An 18,365-nucleotide genomic window follows, 5' to 3' on the forward strand; every position below is an offset into this window, starting at 1 on the left:
AAGCCCCGCCATGCCCGCCGTCCAGCTCACCCCCGCAGTCACGGACGCCTTCCCCGACACCCTCATCGCCCTGGTGACCGCCACCGGCATGCGAGGACATGAGCCCTGGCCCCGAACCACCGCGGCCCTGGAGGACCTCGAACAGCGACTCGCCGACGGCACCTGGCACCCCGCCGACGAGACCGACCCCCGCATCGAGGCCTGGCACACCGCCTACCGCTCCTTCGGCACCAACCCCCGCCGCATCCGCCCCAGCGTGGACGCGCTCGGCCGACGCCTCGCAAAGAAGGGCGCGCTGCCGCGCATCAACCCGGCCGTCGACTCCTACAACGCGGTCTCCGTCCGGCACGGCCTGCCCGCCGGCGCCTTCGACCTGGATCACGTCAGCGGCGACATCGACATCCGATACGCGGACGGCACCGAGTCCTTCACCCCGCTCGGCGAACCCGACACGGTGGAGCACCCCAAGCCCGGCGAGATCATCTACGCGGACACCACCGGCGTCCTGACCCGCCACTGGAACCACCGCGACGCCCACCGCACCCGCGTCACCGAGCACTCCGCCCACGTCGCCTTCGCCCTCGAAACCCTCCACGCCGGCCGCGACGGCGACCTCCTCAAGACGGCAGCCGAGGAACTCCGGGATCTCCTCACCCCCCACACCGCACAGACCACCGTGCACTACCTCAGCCCGGCCCGGCCACGGGCCACCACCTGAGACGGTGTCGCCTTCGAACTCGCCCGACGACGACCGCATCCCACACACCTGGGCCGTACGCAACCCGGACAAGACGCGCCCGTGGCGGCCGTCCTGACGGATCAGCGCCCGACACCGGCCGCGCCGGCGGCCAACGCGCGAGCACGCCGAACGGCTCAGGACGTCGTCCCCGGGGCCACTACTTCACCGAGTCCCACGCGCCTGCGTGGAAGCTGCGCAGGAGGGCGATCAGCGCGGCCCCGAGCCGCCAGTCCACGCCGGGTGCGTGCACGTGCAGCTTGTCGCCCTTGGACCTGAACTCCAGCGGGACCTGCCCGTTCGCACGCCACCGGATGCGTCGGGGTGCGCGAGCCAAGCCGCTCTCGTTACCCGGGACGCTGTCGATGACGGTCATCACGAGGAAGGCCGTCATCAGCGGCAGCAGGAGCCACCACATCCACCACCAGACGATCCTCCCCTTGTAGCCGACCGCTTCGGAGCCTCCGGACTGGTGCACGGTCCAGCGGGTGCGCAGGCCCCTGCCGCGCAGTGCCTTCTCGCGCGTGAGCGTGCCGATGACCTCGCCGTGCGCGCCGAGCACCTGAAACCTCGCGACACCGCCGCGGGCCGACAGGGTCACTACCGTGGCCACCCGCTCCCGGCGTCGGTCGTCGGCCCACAGGGCGAAGGAACGGGCCCCGTTCTTCCGGGCCGCGAGGTACGCGGACGTGCCTCCCGGCGGCAGTTCGCGCTCCACGTACACGGCCGACGGCGCCGGCCCCGACCCGTCGGAGAAGCTGACCATGCCCGCCACCCTCGACTGACCCTGGCCGTCGTCGACGCGTTTCGGACCGCCGTACATGGTCAGTACGTTGCTGCTCATCCGACGTGCTCCAAGTGGTGATCGCGTGCCCGGGCCGGCCCAGTCTGTCGCACCCTCCGCCCCGACGGAAAGCCCCACCCGGCGGTGCGGTTCCTGGTCGCCCGATACCATCCCGGCAGACCCGGACCGAGGTGAAGCGAAGGTGCCCGAGTCATGAACGGCTGCGCCGCCGGATCACGCCGGCTCCGCGACGCACTGCCGGGTCTCGGCGCGGAGCGGGATCGGACCGCACGCTGACGTGGGCCGGCCTACGTCAGCGGCTCGTCACGCGTCACTCACGGTCAGCGCGCTCAGGAAAGTCAGCACGGAGGCATCCTCCTCGATCAGCGGAACGAGGGCGGCATTGAAAGGGGCGCCGTACGGCGCCTTGAGGTGGGCCTGGAAGGCGTCCTCGTCGCGGTACACCTCGAAGATCCAGAAGGACCGGGGGTGGGCCGCCTTGGTGTAGACGTCGAAGGCGAGGTTGCCTTCCTCCTCCCGCACCGTCAGGGCGTAGTCACCGATCAGACGGGCGACCTCATCTTGCGTTCCCTCGCGGGCGGTGAACTCGGCGAGCAGGGTCTTCTTCACGGTCTCGTCTCCTTGTCAGTCATGGGCGTCGGTCGTGCGCGCAGGCCCTGCGCGTCACGTGTGGGCATCACGTCTGGGCCTCACTTGTGGGCATCACGTGTGGACCTCACTTGTGCGCGGAGTCGACGTGCCAGATGACGGCCTTGTCCAGCTTCGCCGAGCCGTTCTCGGCGAAGACCTCCACTCCCTGGCTGGCGGGGTCGGGGAAGATCTGGTCGGTGATCGCGGCCTCGCCGTTGCCGCCGAAGACCTCGACGGACGACCAGTCGACGAGGATCCTCAGTTTGACCTTGCCGTTCTCTGCCTTCAGCGGTGCCCTCTGGACGCCGGGGAAGCTGCTGTTGAAGTCGACGGCGCCGGAGCGGGTGCGGTCGACGTACAGCTCCTGTGTCGTGGTGTCATAGCCGATGACGGTCTCCTCTCCCCCTGCGCCGGTGCGCACCTTCAGGCCGAACCGGTCGGCGTCCTTGAGGGAGAAGGTCGCCTCGATGTCGAGCGCCTTGCCCCGTGCGGCGGGGTCGGTCAGGGCCCTGGACGTGTTCCTGACGGTGATGCCGGACGCGGACGCCGGGTACGGCCGCCGTAGGGACGCCACGCTGTTCACGGGCCGGCTGATGAGCCGGGTGCGGCCGTCGACGGTCCGCAGGGACATCTCCCGGGGGATGCTCTGCGCGCCGCGCCAGGGGGACGTGGGCACGGCACCGCCGTAGTCCCAGTTGTTCATCCAGCCGATCATGTAGCGCTTGCCGCCCGGCGCGTTCTCCCAGGAGACGGCCGCGTAGTAGTCCTTGCCGTAGTCGGCCCAGTCGGCGCGCTGGACGACGGACTTCGCGGGTGTCTCGGCAGTGGTGAACCGGTCCGCGAGGAGGTGGCCCCAGCCGGCGGTGTTCAGGTCGACGAGCTGGATCCGCGCTTCTTCGCCCGCGTAGGGACGCATGTCGAAGGAGGCCCAGTCCAGGGTCTCGCTGTTGGAGCCCGTGGCGCTGCGGACGACCTTGCCGTCGACGACGAGATTGACGGACGTCTCCTGGGAGACGGGCTGGGCCTGGGTGTCGGAGAGCATGATGTGGTCGACGTTGAGGTGGCCCCAGCCGCCGCTGTTGTCGTCGACGATCTTGATCTGTGCCTGCTTGCCGGCGAGGTCCTTGACGTCCCAGGAGGCCCAGTTGAGCGCCTCGCCGTCCTGTCCGGTGGTACTGCGGACCACTTGGCCGCCGACGAGGAGTTCGACGGCGGTCGGGTGGTCGGAGCCGACGGGATGGTGGCCGCCGCCGACGAGGAAGTTGACGTAGGCCCGGTCGATGGTGAACTCGGGTGAGGTGAGGGTGCCGGTGGTGGAGTCGCCGTTCAGGAAGCTGTTGACCAGGCCGCCGCCCTGGAAACCGGAGACCTCCTGCTGGCCCGGGAGGGTGCCGGTGGCGGGTGCGGTGCCGAAGGCGTCCCCGGTGGTCGTCCAGTCGCCGTAGGTGCCGCCCTCGAAGTCGGCGAGGACGGTGCCCGCGGGCGGCGGGCCCGGCTCCATGACCGTTCCGGCCACGTGCGGGTGCCGGCCGCCACCGACCTTGAAGTTCAGGTACTTGCTGTCGACGGTGAAGGGGGGCGAGGTCAGCGTGCCGGTCGCGCCGTCGCCCGAGTGGAAGCTGTTGCCGAGGCCCTTGCCGTCGAACCCGTCGACCGTGCCCTGGCCCTCCACCGCCCCGGCTGCCGGCGACCGGCCGAAGGCGGTGCCGGTGCTCGTCCACGAGCCGAAGTCGGTGCCCTCGAAGTCCTGCACCACCGTGCCGGCCGGCGGGGTGTAGGTGCCCTTGTCCTCGGCGGTGAACGTCTCGCCGTCGAAGTCGCCGACGAAGTACTGGGCGGCCGAACCGCCCGCGATGCCACCGGGGTTGATGTTGACGACCAGGACCCACTTGATGTTGTCCGGGTCTCCGTCGACCGCGAGGGGGAACAGGTCGGGGCACTCCCACACGCCGCCGGTCGCGCCGGCCGGCCCGAACTCGCTGAGCTGCGTCCAGTCCTTGAGGTTCTTGGAGGAGTAGAACCGCACCTTGTGCTCGGCGGACAGCGACACCGTCATCAGCCAGCTCCGCGTGGGCGCGTACCACTGGACCTTGGGATCGCGGAAGTCCTTGGAACCGATGTCGATGACGGGGTTGCCCTGGTACTTGGTCCAGGTGCGGCCACGGTCGGTGCTGTAGGCGAGCGACTGCGCCTGTACGCCCGTGTCCTTGTCGTGGCTGGTGTAGATCGCGACCATGGGCGGGTTCTTCTTCGTGCCGAAGCCGGTGGTGTTGTCCCGGTCGACGACCGCGCTGCCGGAGAACACCATCTCGCTGTCGTCGTGCGACAGGGCGAGCGGCAGCTCCGTCCAGTGCACGAGGTCCTTGCTCACGGCGTGGCCCCAGGACATGTCTCCCCAGGAGTCGCCGTTGGGGTTGTACTGGTAGAAGAGGTGGTACTCGCCCTGGTGGTACACGAGGCCGTTGGGGTCGTTCATCCAGTTCTTCTCGGGCGTGAAGTGGAACTGGGGCCGGTAGGTCTCGGTGTACGGCGGGATGTCGGCGGCTGCGGCCCGGGGGGCGAGCGGAGTTGCCGACAGGGCGCAGACGGTCGCCACCGCCGCTGTCATCCGCACGCGGGCATGCCGGGATACACGTCGTGACGTCATGGTGTCTCCTGTGCCGTGGCCGTCCAGCGGGCCGAACCTGCGGCTCCGGCATGGACCGACCGAGTGGGAACGCCCTGGCCGGCGTCGTCGTCCACGCCGCCGGCCCAGGGGTGTCATCGTTGACTTGTGTCATCGATGACATCCGGTGGCCCGATAATGAGCGAGGTGCGGCCGAAGCGTCAACGGTTCGGGCCGAACTGCCCGCCGTGGCCCGCCCGTCCGTCAGGTGCCGGCGGCGGACGTGAGCGGTGCCAGCTGATCGCGCCACGGCGGATTGGGACCGGCGACCGAGCAGGTCAGCGCCGCGACCCGAGTGGCGAACCGGCAGGCCTGCGCGACCTCGTCGAGACCGAGACCGGTCAGCCGGCCACCCAGCAGTCCGCGGGCGCCGAGGTGGTGGAGCAGGCCGGCGGTGAAGGAGTCCCCCGCGCCGACCGTGTCGACGACCCTCGTGGCCACCGCGGGTACGAGCAGCCGTTCGCCGTCGAGGGAGGCCAGGGCACCGCCGGCGCCGAGCGTGATCACGACGAGCCGTACCCCCGCGGCGTGCCAGAGGTCGCACGCCTGCTCGGGAGGGGTGCCCGGCAGGAGGAGTGCCAGGTCGTCCTCGCTCAGGCGCAGGATGTCGGCGAGAGCGCACCAGCGCGCCAGCCGGGCACGGTAGGCGTCGGGGCGCACCAGCAGCGGCCGGACGTTGGGGTCGATGCTGATGGTGGCCCGCGGAGCCGCTGTCGCGAGGAACTCCTCCAGCACCACCCCGCCGGGCTCACGGACCAGCGCCAGCGACCCGGTGTGCACGCAGACCGTTTCGGACAGGTCCGCCCGCGCCAGTTCGCCCGAAGTCCACTGCCAGTCCGCCGTGTTCTGCGCGTGGAAGGAGAACGCGGCCTGCCCGGCGGCGTCCAGTTCCGCCACGGCCAGCGTGCTGGGCTCGGCGGCCGGCACGGCGTCCGCCAGGTCGACGCCGGACGCCTCCAGGTGGGCCCGGAACAGGCGGCCGAACACGTCGCCGGACAGCCGGGCCAGGAAGCGGGCCCGGGTGCCCAGTCTGGCCAGGGCCACCGCCGTATTGGCAGGTCCACCGCCCGGCAGCACCCGCAGAGCGAGTTCGTTCGAGGCGTTCGCCGGTTCGGTGAAGGCGTCCGCGACGCACTCTCCCACCACGGTGATCTGACGCGGGCTCATGGGCTGCTCTCCCTCGGGAAGGCTCGAAAAGCTCGGGCACGGACCGCCGCGGCGGCACAGCCGCTGAGCAGCCGTTGCGACGCGACGGCTGCGGACGTTGCCGATTCGTGACGGGTAGAAGGCATTGACGTTGCCGGGACGCGGAGTCCATCATCCTCGCCAGGCGGTGTCAACGATGACATAAGTCAACGATGACACCGACGGGGGCGGCGTGCTCCGCTCCCAACCCTGCCGCCCGCGATCCCACAGGAGTCGTTCATGTCTCGCACCACCCTCCCGTTCTCCTCCCTCCTCAGAGCCGCCGCGGCCACGGGCGTCGCGGCCCTCACGCTGACGGCCTGCGGATCCGGCTCCGGCACCGGGTCCGCCGGCTCCGGTTCGGGCAGCGTCAAGGTCGGTCTGATCACGAAGACCGACACCAACCCGTTCTTCGTGAAGATGAAGGAGGGCGCGGAGAAGGCCGCCAAGGAGAACGGTGCCCAACTGTCCACCGCGGCAGGAAAGTTCGACGGGGACAACGCCGGACAGGTCACCGCCGTCGAGAACATGGTCGCCGCCGGGGTGAAGGGCATCCTGATCACCCCCAGCGACTCCAAGGCCATCGTGCCCGCGCTCGAGAAGGCCCGCGCCAAGGGTGTCATGGTCATCGCCCTGGACACCCCGACCGACCCGGAGAGCGCGGTCGACGCCCTCTTCGCCACCGACAACCTCAAGGCCGGCCAGCTGATCGGCGAGTACGCCAAGGCCGCCATGAAGGGCAAGCCGGCGAAGATAGCCGCCCTCGACCTCGCGCCGGGCGTCTCCGTCGGCGTCCAGCGGCACGACGGCTTCCTCAAGGGCTTCGGCGCCACCGACAAGGACGTCGTGTGCGCCCAGGACACCGGCGGCGACCAGGCCAAGGGCCAGACCGCGATGGAGAACTGCCTGCAGAAATCGCCCGACATCAACGTCGTCTACACCATCAACGAACCGGCGGCCCTGGGCGCCTACACCGCACTGAAGGCCAAGGGCCGGGAGAAGGACGTACTGATCGTCTCCGTCGACGGCGGCTGCACCGGCACCCAGGCGGTCAAGGACGGCAAGATCGCCGCGACTTCGCAGCAGTACCCGCTGAAGATGGCCGCCGAGGGTGTCAAGGCCGTCGTGTCGTACGCCAAGGACGGCAAGAAGGCGTCCGGTTACACCGACACCGGCGTCACGCTGATCACCGACAAGGCACAGGACGCGATCACGTCGAAGGACACCGTCTACGGCCTGGACAACTGCTGGGGCTGAGCCGCGCCCCCAGGACCGTACGACACCGTACGCAAGCGCCACTCCCCTTCAGCGGGCGGTCGGCCCGCCTCCCCGGCCAGGGACGACCGCCCCCTCGTCCCGGCGGCGGGACCCCTGCCCTCGTCCTCCGACAAGGACATCTGTCTTCCGACAAGGACTTCGCATGACAGCCACGACCACGCCGTACGCCGAGCTCAAAGCACCCACCGCGGCCCGCAGACTGCTCACGGCGCCGACCACGGGCCCGCTGGCCGCCCTCATCCTGGCCTGCGCCTTCTTCTCCCTCTCGTCCGAACAGTTCCTGACCGGCGGGAACTTCTCGCTGATCGTGCAGCAGGTCATGGTCGTGGGCACGCTCGCCATCGGGCAGACCCTGATCATCCTCACGGCGGGCATCGACCTGTCGTGCGGGGCCGTGATGGCGTTCGGCAGCATCGTGATCGCCAAGATGGCGGCCGAGGGCTCGCTGCCCCCGCTCGCGGCGATCGCGCTGGGCCTGGCCGTCTGCGGCGGCTTCGGCCTCGTCAACGGGCTGCTGGTGCAGAAGATCCCGCTGCCGCCGTTCATCGTGACCCTCGGCATGCTCAACGTGGCGTTCGCGCTGACCCACATCTACTCCGAGGAGCAGACGGTCACCAGCCTGCCCGGCCCGCTGACGGCCCTGGGGCAGACGTTCCCGCTGGGCAACACGGACATCACCTACGGCTCCCTGGTCACCATCGCCCTCTTCCTCCTCCTCGCCTACGCGCTGAGCAGCACCGGCTGGGGCCGGCACGTGTACGCCCTGGGCAACAGCGCCGAGGCCGCCCGGCTCAACGGCATCCGCACCTCGCGCCTGACCATCGGCATCTACACGGTGGCCGGCGTGCTGTACGGCATCGCCGCCGTGCTGCTCATCTCCCGCACCGGAGTCGGCGACCCGCAGGCCGGGCAGACCGACAACCTCGACAGCATCACCGCCGTGGTGCTCGGCGGCACCAGCCTCTTCGGCGGCCGGGGCTCGGTCCTGGGCACCTTCATCGGTGTCCTCATCGTGGGCGTGTTCCGCAACGGCCTCCAGCTGATGGGCGTCGCCTCCATCTACCAGACCCTGATCACCGGCGTCCTGGTGATCCTCGCGGTGACCGTCGACCAGATCTCCCGGAGGAAGGCCCGATGACCGCCATCACGCCCGTTCTGCAGGCCCGCGGCCTGGTCAAGCGGTACGGCCAGGTCACCGCCATCGACGGCGCCGACTTCGACCTGCTGCCCGGCGAGGTCCTCGCCGTCATCGGCGACAACGGGGCCGGCAAGACCAGCCTGATCAAGGCCCTCACCGGCGCGGTGGTCCCCGACGCGGGCGAGATACGCCTGAACGGCGAGCCCATCACCTTCTCAGGTCCGCAGAGCGCGCGGGCGCACGGCATCGAGACGGTCTATCAGGACCTCGCCGTGGCCGCCTCCATGGACATCGCCTCGAACATGTTCCTCGGCCGCGAGCTGCGTCGCCCCGGCCTCCTCGGCAGCGTCCTGCGCATGCTGGACAAGAAGCGTATGCGTCAGGAGGCGGCCGAGCACATGGCCGATCTCAAGATCGGCCTGCGCTCGCTGAGCCAGTCGGTGGAGACGCTCTCCGGCGGACAGCGGCAGGCCGTCGCGGTCGCCCGTTCCGTCGCCTGGGCCCGCAGCGTCGTCGTCATGGACGAACCCACCGCCGCTCTCGGCGTCAAGGAGTCGGGCCAGGTCCTGGACCTCATCCGCCGAGTGCGCGACAAGGGCATGCCGGTCGTCCTGATCAGCCACAACATGCCGCACGTCTTCGAGATCGCCGACCGGATCCACGTCCACCGACTGGGCAGGCGCGCCGCCCTGATCAGGCCCGGCGACCACTCCATGGCGGAGGTCGTCGCCATCATGACCGGCGCACTCACCGTCGACGAGGCCGGAGATACTGTCGTAGCGGATTCGGAGGCCGCGAAGGCCGCCGGAGTCCAGGCCACCTGACAGCACAACCCGCTCTCGCAGTTTCCGGCCGAGGCCGCGGCCGGAACCCGAGAGCCCTCAGGAGACGGTTTCCTCCATGGCAGCGCACCGCCGCCCCACCCTGGCCGACGTCGCGCGAGAAGTCGGCGTCAGCGCCAAGACGGTCTCCCGCGTACTCAACGAGGACGGACCCGCCTCCGCGCAGACCAGGGAACAGGTACTCGCCGCAGTGGCCAAGCTCGGCTTCCAGCCGAACCTCATGGCCCGCAACATCCGCGTCGGCGGCCCGGACACCACCATCGGCCTGGTCATCCCCGACCTCGCCAACCCCTTCTTCGGAGCGGTGGCCCGCGCCATCGAGGACACGGTCCGCGAACGCGGACTGACCCTGCTGATGGGTTCGTCCGCGGACGATCCCGAGCGCGAACGCGCCCTGACGGACAAGTTCCTCGCCCGCCGCGTCAGCATCCTGATGGTCGTTCCGTCCGTCGGCGCCGACCACTGCCACCTCAAGTCCCACCGCACGGCGGGGCTGCCCGTGGTCTTCCTCGACCGGCCGGGCGTCGGCCTCGCGACGGACATCGTCGTCAGTTCCAACCGTGCCGGAGCCCACGACGGCGTCGCCCACCTGGTCGCCCACGGACACCGGCGCATCGGTTTCGTCGGTGACCTGCCGCCGAAGCTGTACACGCGCCGTGAACGTCTGGCCGGCTACCGCTCGGCGCTGCAGGAGGCGGACATCGCCTACGACCGCTCACTCGTCGCCAACGCCCACGACCAGCAGGGCGCCGAGACCACGACCACCCAACTCCTCGGCCTGGCCGATCCGCCCACCGCGCTGTTCGCCGGCAACAACATCATGGCGCTGGGCATCGTCGCCGAACTGGCCCGCAGCGGGCGCAAGGACGTCGCCGTCGTCGCCTTCGACGACGTGGCGCTCGCCGAGGCGCTCGAACCGGCCCTGACCGTCGTCGCCCAGGACGCGGAAGAGCTCGGCAGGGCGGCAGCCACCACCGCCCTGACCCGACTCGACGGCGACCGCACCCGCGCCCGCACCGTCACCGTTCCCACCCGGCTGATCGTCCGGGGCTCGGGCGAACTCCCCGTCCTCGCGCAGCAGAAGGCATGACCTGGGGCGGCCCTGATCTGCGCCCACGCCGCCGGTCCGGACCGTGGCCGGGCCACCACCACGGCCTCCCGCCCGGACCGGGCGGGAACCCCGGCCTGGTGTCCGTGGCCGGGCCGGGTCCGCCGGCTGCCGCACGCCTCAGCCCGACTCCGGGCTGTGGGGCCGGAGTCGGCGGCCTTGCGCCCTCGGGCTGCTCCTTCCCGCCCGCCGTACGTCCCTCGCCCGCGGTCAGTCGCGCACGTGCAGTCCGAAACCCGTGCGCCCTGCGGGCTCCAGTCCCCGCTTCAGGTGGAGCGAGGGGATCTCGTAGTCACCGAAGTTCTGCCGCCGGAAGGGGATCGGCTCGGTCGAGTCCAGGGTGAGCAGGCGCTGCTCCCACGCCTTGGCGACGTCCGGGTAGTCCTCGGCGGTCATCCGGTCGCTGCCGTACAGCACGAACGGCGGCAGCACCTCGATGCCCGGGTAGTAGAGGATGCCGTGGTGGATGGGGAACAGCAGGTCGTCGATGGGGCCGTTGATCCCGCGAGGGGCGTAGTGCGGCTCCGGTCCGCCCACGGTCACCGACAGCAGAGCCCTCCTGCCCGCGAGGGTTCCTTCGCCGAAGCGCTCGCCGTACCTGGTGTCGCTGTGCTCGCCGACCCCGTACGCGAAGTGGTAGGTGAACACCCGGTCGACCCAGCCTTTGAGGATCGCGGGCATCGTGTACCACCACAGCGGGAACTGGAAGATGACCGTGTCGGCCCACAGCAGCTTCTCCTGCTCGGCGAGGACGTCCGGGGTGAGCGTCCCGGCGTCGAAGGCCCGGCCGGAGTCGAGGGCGACCTTCAGCGGTCGTGAGGCGTGGGGGCCGTAGTCCCCGGCGTCCACGACCGCCTTCCAGTTCATCGCGTACAGATCGCTCACCCGTACCTCGTGCCCGGCGGCCTCCAGCGTGGACACCGCCAGGTCCTTCAGCGAGCTGTTGAGCGACTTGGGCTCCGGGTGGGCGTGGACGATGAGCGTCTTCATCGGAACTCCTTCGGATCGGATGCCTTCGATCCTGGGCGCCGCGACGCCCGGCATTCAGGGGCGCCGCTTCCGTCGGACGGGACTTCCTGGTACGGGACTTCCTGGTAATGACAGGGCCACCTTCGCGGGCGGCACCGAGGCGATACTTGGGGACATGGACGATCTCGCGGGGTTCCTGCGGACCAGGCGTTCCCGGGTCGACCCGGCGGCCGTCGGCATCCCCACCGACAGCCGCCGCCGGGTCGAAGGGCTGCGACGCGAAGAGGTCGCGCATCTGTCAGGGGTCAGCGTCGACTACTACGTACGCCTGGAGCAGGGCCGCGCGACCCAGCCCTCCGAGCAGGTCCTCGACGCGCTCGCCGGCGTCCTCGGTCTCGACGAGATCGAACGCGGGCATCTCTACCGGCTGGCGCGGCAGCGCCGCCGCCGCGCGAAGGCGCCCGGCGGGCGGGTCCGGCCGGAGCTGCTGCGCGTCCTCGACCTGGTCGCGGACGCCCCGGCACTGATCATGGACCACCGCCTGGACGTGCTCGCCGGGAACCGCCTCGCCGGACTCCTCTACGGCCGCCCGATGCCGGGCCTCAACACCGCTCGGCACATTTTTCTCGAGGAGGCCGAGCGCGGCCTCTACGCGGACTGGGAGAAGTGCACCCTGGACGTGGTCGGGCACCTGCGCCTGGCCGCCGGCCAGTACCCCGAGGATCCGCGCCTGGCCTCCCTCATCGGCGAACTGGCCATGCGCAGCGAGCGGTTCCGCCGCCTCTGGGCCCGCGCGGACGTGCGCGCCCGCACACATGGACGCAAGGCGTACCGGCACCCCTTGGTCGGACTCCTGGAACTGCACCAGGAGAATTTCGCGCTACCGGACGAGTCGGGCATGGAGCTACTGGTGCTGTCCGCGGCCCCCGGCAGTTCCGCCGAGGACGGGCTGCGCCTGCTCGCGGGCCTGGGCGCGGACAGCGGTGAGGCGCATCCCGCCGTGAACGCCCGGATCCGGGAGTGACTTGCGGGTCCGGGAGCGGGTCCGGGAGTGACTCGACCGTGAGCCAGGTGACGGTGACGGGCCCTGCGACGAGTCACAGGTCCACTCCTGGGTCGAGGCGTGCGAGGACAGCGCGCTTGATCCGGGGCACGCCCTCCGGGCACGCAGCGGCGCGAGTGGTTTCCCTGCCGGGTCAGGTGGCCGCCGCCGCCTCCCTCAGGGCGGCGACGAACGCGCTCAGGGCGGGCTGTTCGGGCGCGGACTCCCGCACCGCGGCGTAGATGGCGCGCACGGGCACGGGCCGGCGCACCTCCCGCACGACCACCGAGGGATGGCGCGCCCCGAGTCCCAGACGGGGAATCAGCGCGATGCCCAACCCTGCCGCCACGAACCCCTGGGCCGTCACATAGTCCTCGCTCTCGACGGCGAACACCGGCCGGAACCCGGCGGCCTCGCACGCGGCGAGCTGGGCGTCCAGGCACGGACCGGGCCACTCGCTGCCGACCCAGACCTCCTCGGCCAGGTCCGTCATCTCGACGTACGGCCGGGAGGCGAGGCGATGCGAGGCGGGCAGCACCGCGAAGTACGGATCGTCCTGGAGATGCAGCAGCCGTACGCCGCCGAAGCCGCCCGGCGAGCCGACCACCAGCGCCAGGTCCGCCCGCCCCTCGCGCACGTCGGGCAGCGGATCGGGGTCGGCGAGTCCGAGGTCGATCCGCACGCCGGGGTGCTCGGCCCGCAGCCGGGCCACCGCGGGAGCCACCAGCCCGGACCCCGCCGTCGCGAAGTAGCGCACGGCGAGCCGGCCCGTACGGCCGGCCACGAGATCGGCGAGGGCGGTCTCCGCCTCGGCGACCTGCCGGCCGATGGCGTCCGCGTACCGCGCCAGCAGCACTCCGGCGGCCGTGGCCCGCACGCCGCGCCCCACCCTTTCCAGCAGCGCGGTCCCGGCCTCCTTCTCCAGCGCGGCGACCTGCTGGCTGACGGCGGAGGGCGTGTACCCGAGCAGCGCCGCCGCCCCCGTCACCGACCCACTGTCCACCACGGCCAGCAGCACCTGCATGCGTCGAACATCAAGCATGCAGTCAACCTTACAATCGATGCGGAACCTTTCACTTCAGCTCACATGAACGGCACATTTGCCACGGTGGCCGCCCAGGTACGGCTGAGGCCGAGCGCTGCCGCCGCCCCAAGCGCCCCGAGCGCCCGCCCACTGACGGCGCCGGCGGCCAGGGCGTGGAGCAGGGAGGTCACGCTATCGAGCCGGCTCTGCCACGCCGCTCGACCACGGGCAGGCCTGCCGCGGCCCACGCCTGCATGCCGCCGGCCACGTCGACGACATCGGCCCCGCGTCCCGCGAGGAGAACAGCGGCTCGGCGGGACCGGCCTCCCGACCGGCAGATCACCACGAGGCGGCGCCCCTGTGCGACGTTCGGCAGTGCGGCACCGGCGGCCAGCAGGGACAGCGGCAGGTGGACGGCGTGCGGCGCGTGGCCGACCTGCCATTCCCGCTGCTCCCGCACGTCGAGCAGGACGGCGTCGCCCCCGGCGCCGGTCCGCTCGGCCGCCTGCTGGACGGTGACCCGCTTCGAGCCACGACGGAACAAGAACATGGGGACCTCTCCCTGGGATTCAGGCGCGAACACGCGCGGATGACGCCTGGACGGCGTGCAGGTCGGAGGCGACGGGGGCCGATCCCCGCCGCCGCGGCTGGAACAACCCGTCGTCCACGACGACGGCTTCGCGGCCGACGGCGCCCGGCGATGAGGTGGCGATCCTCGGCCGGGAGGCGAGATCAGTCGTGCGAGAACCGGACCTCGGGCAGCACCCGGCGCAGCCAGGCCGGGGACCACCAGGCGGCTCGGCCGGTCAACCGGAGCAGGACCGGGAGGAGAACCAGCCGGATGAGGAAGGCGTCCAGCAGGACGGCGACACCGAGCACGATGCCCATCTCCTTGGGCGGCAGCGGATCGGCGAGCGCGAAGGTGAAGAACACGGCGACCATCACCGCGGCCGCGGCGAAGACGACTCGGCCGGACTGGGCCAGGGCGCCGACCACCGCCTTGCGGGGGTCCCCCGTGCGCTCGTAGTGCTCCTTGGCCGAGGAGAGCAGGAAGACCGTGTAGTCCATGGCGATGGCGAAGATCATCGCGAAGAAGAAGACCGGTCCCCACCCGTCGAGGAAGCCCTGCGGTTCGAAGCCGAGCAGGTGGGAGAGGTGCCCGTCCTGGAAGATCAGCCGGGCCACGCCGAACGCTGCCGCGGTGGCGAGCAGGTTAGTGATCACGCCGAGGGCCGCGACCAGCGGCGCCTGGAGGGCGATCAGCAGGAGGACGAAGCCGAGGACCAGAATGACGCCGATGACCATCGGGGCCTTGTCGTCCAGGGCCTGTTTCAGGTCGAGGTTCTCCACTGCCGCGCCACCGACGAGCACGTCGGCGGGCAGGTCGGCTCGCAGGGTGCGGACGGTGTCGGACAGTGCCGGATCCGACGGGTCGACGGACGGCATCGCCTGGATGAGACTCCAGCCGGTTCCGTCGGCGGCCTGCCGCGCCGGCATGACGCCCTCGATGCCCTCGGCGGACGTGAGCACCTCGACCGTGGCGGCGACCTGGGCGTCCGGGGCGGCGATCTGCAGCATGCCTGGCGCTCCCTCGCCGAAGTGTTCCTGTACCAGCGCATAGCCCTGGCGCGAGCTGTCGTCCTCGGGCACGACCTTGATGGACGGCATCGCCGTCTTCAGCCCCAGTACCGGCACGGCCAGCGCGATGAGCACGGCCAGCGCCAGGACGCCGTAGCGCAGCGGCTGCCGCCACAGGCGTTCGCCCCATGCGGCGAATCGCGGCGAATCCGTCCGGTCGGTCCGGGTCCGGGGCAGCGCCCACTTGTTGACGTTCGGCCCGAGCTTGCCCAGGACGGCGGGAAGCAGGGTCAGGGTGGCGGCGAGGACGAAGGCGACGGAGAGCATGATGCCGACGGCCATCGTGCGCACGGCAGGCGCCGGAACCAGCATCACCGCGGACAGGCTGACCAGCACGGTCAGCCCCGACAGCAGGACCGCCTTCCCCGCGGTGTCCATCGTCTCCACCACGGCCCGCCGTCGTTCACCGCTCCTGGCCAGCGCTGCGCGGTAGCGGATCACCAGGAAGAGGGCGTAGTCGATGCCCAGGGCGAGCGCGAACATCAGCGCGAAGTCCATCGCCCAGATGGAGATCGGCGTGACGTGGCTGATGAGGACGAGCGAGCCGACCGAGGCGGCCAGACCCGCCATCGTGAGCAGCAGTGGCAGCCCGGCGGCGACCAGCGAGCCGAACGCCACGACGAGCACGGCGAGGGTCACCGGCCAGGAGAGGATCTCCGCCCGGATCATCGCCTCCAGATTGGCGGTGTTGAAGTCGCTCCACATCACCGAGGCGCCGGTGGCCCGTACGGTCACGTCGTCGGTGGACAGCTTGCGCAGCGGCTCCTTGAGATCCTCCGCGGCGCGCACCATGTCGTCGGTGTTCGCGGCGGCACCGCCCAGGACGATCGCCGTCCTGCCGTCGCGGCTGATCGTCGCCCCGGCCTGGGGCGGCACGACCTCGCTGATCCGGCCGTCGGCTTCCAGTTCCTCGGTGACCTCGGCGATCACGTGCCGCACGGCGGGGTCGCTCGCCTGGTGGCTCCGGGAGGACACGACCACCTGGATCGCGGAGGAGGCGTTCCCGCCGAAGTGCTTCTCGGCCAGTTCGCGCACCTTCACCGACTCGGAGCCGTTGCTCTGCCAGCCGGCCCCCGAGAGTACGGAGGTCACCTGCGGGGCGAACGCGCCCAGGACGGCGACGACGACCAGCCATCCGAGCAGAACCTGCTTGAAGTGACCGGCGGTCCAGTGCCCGAGCCGGCCGAGTGGGCCCGGCAGGCTCGGCGGCGAGGGGTCCTCGGCGTTCCGGCCGGGTGCGCCGGCGGTCGCTGTCGGCATGCTTCCTCCTCTGAAAGATACCCCTGGGGGTATTACTGGAGGCCGATAATACCCCAGGGGGTATCCGTCAGGCGCACGAGGACGCACACGAGGAGGCTTCAGGGCTGCCTCGGGGACCGCCACACCGGGCGACGACCACGCGAGTTGGCCACACGCGATCGCCGCGACAGCCATGACACATGCCGGCCCACACCAGTCCCGGCCTGGCGCCCGACGCGACCACCTGGGTGCCGCCGGCCGTGAAGCCGCGGAGTGCCTCACGTGAGCATCATGGCGTCGCGGCAGCACGCGACATGCCCACCCACAGTCGCATGCTCGGCGAACGGGTCTGCCTGGACACGGAGTCGGGCAGCATGGGGCATACGCATCCACGCCGCGGAAACCTCCACCCGGACACGGAGCCGGACAGCACACGGCATACGCATCCAGACACCGGACGGGTCCGCCTGGGCCTCGCCGACGCCCCTCCCCGCACACTTCAGGGCTCGGCCCCCGGTGCGAGCAACTGGGCCTGCCGGAGCCGGCCCCTCAGGCGGCCAGGAGGCGGTCAGATCTCCGGAACGTCTCGTCAGGAGCGGAGCGGTTCTCCACCGACACGACAGAACGGGCCGGGTCGCGGAGGGCTGACGGTGGAGTCCTCAGCTCACTTCGGCGACCGCATCCGAAAGGCCGGGCCGGGGACGCTCTCGATGTCCTTCGCCTGCACGGGGTGGCCTTGCTCGCAGCGAATCTCGACGTCGACGCGCGCGCCGCACTCACGGTGCCGCGCGAGTACCGCCGGCCCTTGCGGGTCGGCGCGGTACCGGTCGCCCCACTGCAGCAGCCCCATCACGGCCGGCACCAGATCCATGCCCTTCGCGGTGATCACATACTTCGGCCGACTCCGCGAACCGGGCTCCTTGTACGTCTCGGTCGCCAGGATCCCTTCCTCCACCAGCATCCGGAGCCGCGCCGCCAGCAGGTTACGAGGACAGCCCAGGACACGTTCGAAGTCTCCGAACCGGGAGGATCCGTACCACACCTCGCGCAGGATCAGGATCGTCCACTTCTCGCCCACGATCTCAAGAGTCCGCGCGATGGAGCAGTTGGACACATCCCGGTCGAGACGGGGGTCCATGCCGGTGTCTTGAAGAATCTCGGTCCACGCATCCATGGAGCGATTCTAACCGAGTTCAAGTTTACTATCACATACTCAGCTTCTCGGGGCTGCGCCGGCCTCGTCTGCGGGCTCAGTTCAGCAGCAGCCTGCTCAGACATATGGCACCTTGACGCCGCCATGGGGCCATCGGGGCACACCGGTCCGCCGGGACCGGTGTGCCCCAGGGGGCGGTGTGCCCCAGGAGGCGGTCAGGCGGCGTGGGTGGGGTAGTCCGTGTAGCCGGCTTCGCCGCCGCCGTAGAAGGTGGCGGGGTCGGGGGTGTTCAGGGGCGCGTCGGTGCGTACGCGCTCGACCAGGTCGGGGTTGGCGAGTGCCATGACCCCGACGGTGACGACGTCGGCCAGGCCGTCCTCGATGTCCTTGGCGCGGGTGGCGATGTCGGTCCCGGCCCGGTTGAGGACCAGGGTGTTCGGCCACAGCGCACGGAGGGTGTGCAGGAGCTCGTCGTCGCCGCCGTGGCCGATGTGCAGGTAGGCGAGGTCGAGCGGGGCGAGGGCGCGTACGAGTGCCGGGTGCAGCTCGTGGGTGTCGCTCTCCGCGATGTCGTTGAACGGGTTGCCGGGAGAGATCCGGAAGCCGGTGCGGCCGGCGCCGATCTCCTCGGCCACGGCGGTGGCCACCTCGACGGCGAAACGGATGCGGTTGTCGATGGAGCCGCCGTACCGGTCGGTGCGCTGGTTGGTGTTGTCGGCGAGGAACTGGTGCACGAGGTAGCCGTTGGCACCGTGGATCTCGACGCCGTCGGCGCCTGCCGCGACGGCGGCAGCCGCGGCTCGCCGGAAGTCCTGGACCGTCGCGGCGACCTCCTCGGTGGACAACTCGCGCGGTACCGGCATCTCCTGAGGGCCAGCGGGGGTGAACATGGTGCCCGCCGGCCGGACCGGCG

17 protein-coding genes are annotated in these 18,365 nt (G+C 70.8%); 6 read left to right on the top strand and 11 right to left on the bottom strand.

What is annotated here, in order from left to right:
* The first annotated feature begins 10 nt into the window (after window positions 1-10).
* Window positions 11-718, top strand: a complete 708-nt coding sequence (locus BZL64_RS31580) for a B3/B4 domain-containing protein (RefSeq protein WP_086772568.1) — start codon at window positions 11-13, stop codon at window positions 716-718.
* Window positions 719-896: 178 nt separating this feature from the next.
* Here the strand turns inward: BZL64_RS31580 and BZL64_RS31585 are convergent, their stop codons facing one another.
* The 4 genes from BZL64_RS31585 to BZL64_RS31600 form a co-directional block, all read right to left on the bottom strand.
* Window positions 897-1,580 (bottom strand): hypothetical protein, encoded by a 684-nt coding sequence (locus tag BZL64_RS31585; RefSeq protein ID WP_244205597.1) that lies wholly within the window; start codon window positions 1,578-1,580, stop codon window positions 897-899.
* Window positions 1,581-1,844: 264 nt separating this feature from the next.
* Window positions 1,845-2,150 (bottom strand): putative quinol monooxygenase, encoded by a 306-nt coding sequence (locus BZL64_RS31590; protein ID WP_086772555.1) that lies wholly within the window; start codon window positions 2,148-2,150, stop codon window positions 1,845-1,847.
* Window positions 2,151-2,256: 106 nt separating this feature from the next.
* Window positions 2,257-4,818, bottom strand: a complete 2,562-nt coding sequence (locus BZL64_RS31595; RefSeq protein ID WP_086772556.1) for a GH32 C-terminal domain-containing protein — start codon at window positions 4,816-4,818, stop codon at window positions 2,257-2,259.
* 222 nt (window positions 4,819-5,040) lie between these two features.
* Window positions 5,041-6,003, bottom strand: a complete 963-nt coding sequence (locus BZL64_RS31600; RefSeq protein WP_086772557.1) for a carbohydrate kinase family protein — start codon at window positions 6,001-6,003, stop codon at window positions 5,041-5,043.
* A gap of 258 nt (window positions 6,004-6,261) precedes the next feature.
* Between BZL64_RS31600 and BZL64_RS31605 the strand changes: the two genes are divergently transcribed.
* From BZL64_RS31605 to BZL64_RS31620, 4 genes are all read left to right on the top strand, one after another.
* The gene (locus BZL64_RS31605) at window positions 6,262-7,278 is read left to right on the top strand and encodes a sugar ABC transporter substrate-binding protein (RefSeq protein WP_086772558.1); all 1,017 of its coding nucleotides are present in this window, start codon (window positions 6,262-6,264) and stop codon (window positions 7,276-7,278) included.
* 163 nt (window positions 7,279-7,441) lie between these two features.
* Entirely contained in the window at window positions 7,442-8,437 is a 996-nt protein-coding gene (locus BZL64_RS31610; RefSeq protein ID WP_086772559.1) for an ABC transporter permease, read from the top strand.
* Window positions 8,434-9,261, top strand: a complete 828-nt coding sequence (locus BZL64_RS31615; RefSeq protein ID WP_086772560.1) for an ATP-binding cassette domain-containing protein — start codon at window positions 8,434-8,436, stop codon at window positions 9,259-9,261. The genes BZL64_RS31610 and BZL64_RS31615 overlap by 4 nt, the downstream gene beginning before the upstream one ends.
* Before the next feature lie 76 nt (window positions 9,262-9,337).
* Complete coding sequence (locus tag BZL64_RS31620) at window positions 9,338-10,369, top strand: LacI family DNA-binding transcriptional regulator (protein ID WP_086772561.1); 1,032 nt, start codon at window positions 9,338-9,340, stop codon at window positions 10,367-10,369.
* Between the two features lie 228 nt (window positions 10,370-10,597).
* Here BZL64_RS31620 and BZL64_RS31625 read toward each other — a convergent pair whose 3' ends face one another.
* On the bottom strand, window positions 10,598-11,377 hold the full coding sequence (locus tag BZL64_RS31625) for an NAD(P)H-dependent oxidoreductase (RefSeq protein ID WP_086772562.1): 780 nt from the start codon (window positions 11,375-11,377) through the stop codon (window positions 10,598-10,600).
* A gap of 154 nt (window positions 11,378-11,531) precedes the next feature.
* On the opposite strand from BZL64_RS31625, the gene BZL64_RS31630 reads away from it, so the two are divergent.
* Window positions 11,532-12,380, top strand: a complete 849-nt coding sequence (locus BZL64_RS31630) for a helix-turn-helix transcriptional regulator (protein WP_086772563.1) — start codon at window positions 11,532-11,534, stop codon at window positions 12,378-12,380.
* 172 nt (window positions 12,381-12,552) lie between these two features.
* Here the strand turns inward: BZL64_RS31630 and BZL64_RS31635 are convergent, their stop codons facing one another.
* The 6 genes from BZL64_RS31635 to BZL64_RS31655 all read right to left on the bottom strand — a co-directional run.
* Window positions 12,553-13,440 carry a LysR family transcriptional regulator gene (locus BZL64_RS31635; RefSeq protein WP_086772564.1) on the bottom strand — a complete coding sequence of 296 codons (888 nt, stop codon included), beginning with the start codon at window positions 13,438-13,440 and terminating at the stop codon, window positions 12,553-12,555.
* Window positions 13,441-13,481: 41 nt separating this feature from the next.
* The gene (locus tag BZL64_RS41975) at window positions 13,482-13,613 is read right to left on the bottom strand and encodes a hypothetical protein (protein WP_279634629.1); all 132 of its coding nucleotides are present in this window, start codon (window positions 13,611-13,613) and stop codon (window positions 13,482-13,484) included.
* Window positions 13,610-13,972, bottom strand: a complete 363-nt coding sequence (locus tag BZL64_RS31640; RefSeq protein ID WP_086772565.1) for a rhodanese-like domain-containing protein — start codon at window positions 13,970-13,972, stop codon at window positions 13,610-13,612. Before BZL64_RS31640 ends, BZL64_RS41975 begins: the two co-directional genes overlap by 4 nt.
* 182 nt (window positions 13,973-14,154) lie before the next feature.
* Window positions 14,155-16,320: an MMPL family transporter gene (locus tag BZL64_RS31645; protein WP_086772566.1), complete on the bottom strand. Its 2,166-nt coding sequence runs from the start codon at window positions 16,318-16,320 to the stop codon at window positions 14,155-14,157.
* A 643-nt stretch (window positions 16,321-16,963) separates the two neighbouring features.
* Window positions 16,964-17,473: a winged helix-turn-helix transcriptional regulator gene (locus BZL64_RS31650; protein WP_244205600.1), complete on the bottom strand. Its 510-nt coding sequence runs from the start codon at window positions 17,471-17,473 to the stop codon at window positions 16,964-16,966.
* A gap of 194 nt (window positions 17,474-17,667) precedes the next feature.
* Window positions 17,668-18,365, bottom strand: a 698-nt coding sequence (locus BZL64_RS31655; protein WP_483025112.1) for an oxidoreductase, incomplete at its 5' end; no start/stop codon positions are given.

The organism is Streptomyces bobili (assembly GCF_002154575.1).
GTDB classification, from domain to species: domain Bacteria; phylum Actinomycetota; class Actinomycetes; order Streptomycetales; family Streptomycetaceae; genus Streptomyces; species Streptomyces bobili.

Bases quoted from the DNA above. Each gene is read 5' to 3' on its own strand.
- BZL64_RS31625 (WP_086772562.1), bottom strand. From the start codon at position 11,377: ATGAAGACGCTCATCGTCCACGCCCACCCGGAGCCCAAGTCGCTCAAC.
- BZL64_RS31610 (WP_086772559.1), top strand. From the start codon at position 7,442: ATGACAGCCACGACCACGCCGTACGCCGAGCTCAAAGCACCCACCGCG.
- BZL64_RS31635 (WP_086772564.1), bottom strand. From the start codon at position 13,440: ATGCTTGATGTTCGACGCATGCAGGTGCTGCTGGCCGTGGTGGACAGT.
- BZL64_RS31630 (WP_086772563.1), top strand. From the start codon at position 11,532: ATGGACGATCTCGCGGGGTTCCTGCGGACCAGGCGTTCCCGGGTCGAC.
- BZL64_RS31640 (WP_086772565.1), bottom strand. From the start codon at position 13,972: ATGTTCTTGTTCCGTCGTGGCTCGAAGCGGGTCACCGTCCAGCAGGCG.
- BZL64_RS31615 (WP_086772560.1), top strand. From the start codon at position 8,434: ATGACCGCCATCACGCCCGTTCTGCAGGCCCGCGGCCTGGTCAAGCGG.
- BZL64_RS31650 (WP_244205600.1), bottom strand. From the start codon at position 17,473: ATGGATGCGTGGACCGAGATTCTTCAAGACACCGGCATGGACCCCCGT.
- BZL64_RS31620 (WP_086772561.1), top strand. From the start codon at position 9,338: ATGGCAGCGCACCGCCGCCCCACCCTGGCCGACGTCGCGCGAGAAGTC.
- BZL64_RS31645 (WP_086772566.1), bottom strand. From the start codon at position 16,320: ATGCCGACAGCGACCGCCGGCGCACCCGGCCGGAACGCCGAGGACCCC.
- BZL64_RS31600 (WP_086772557.1), bottom strand. From the start codon at position 6,003: ATGAGCCCGCGTCAGATCACCGTGGTGGGAGAGTGCGTCGCGGACGCC.
- BZL64_RS31585 (WP_244205597.1), bottom strand. From the start codon at position 1,580: ATGAGCAGCAACGTACTGACCATGTACGGCGGTCCGAAACGCGTCGAC.
- BZL64_RS31605 (WP_086772558.1), top strand. From the start codon at position 6,262: ATGTCTCGCACCACCCTCCCGTTCTCCTCCCTCCTCAGAGCCGCCGCG.
- BZL64_RS31580 (WP_086772568.1), top strand. From the start codon at position 11: ATGCCCGCCGTCCAGCTCACCCCCGCAGTCACGGACGCCTTCCCCGAC.
- BZL64_RS31595 (WP_086772556.1), bottom strand. From the start codon at position 4,818: ATGACGTCACGACGTGTATCCCGGCATGCCCGCGTGCGGATGACAGCG.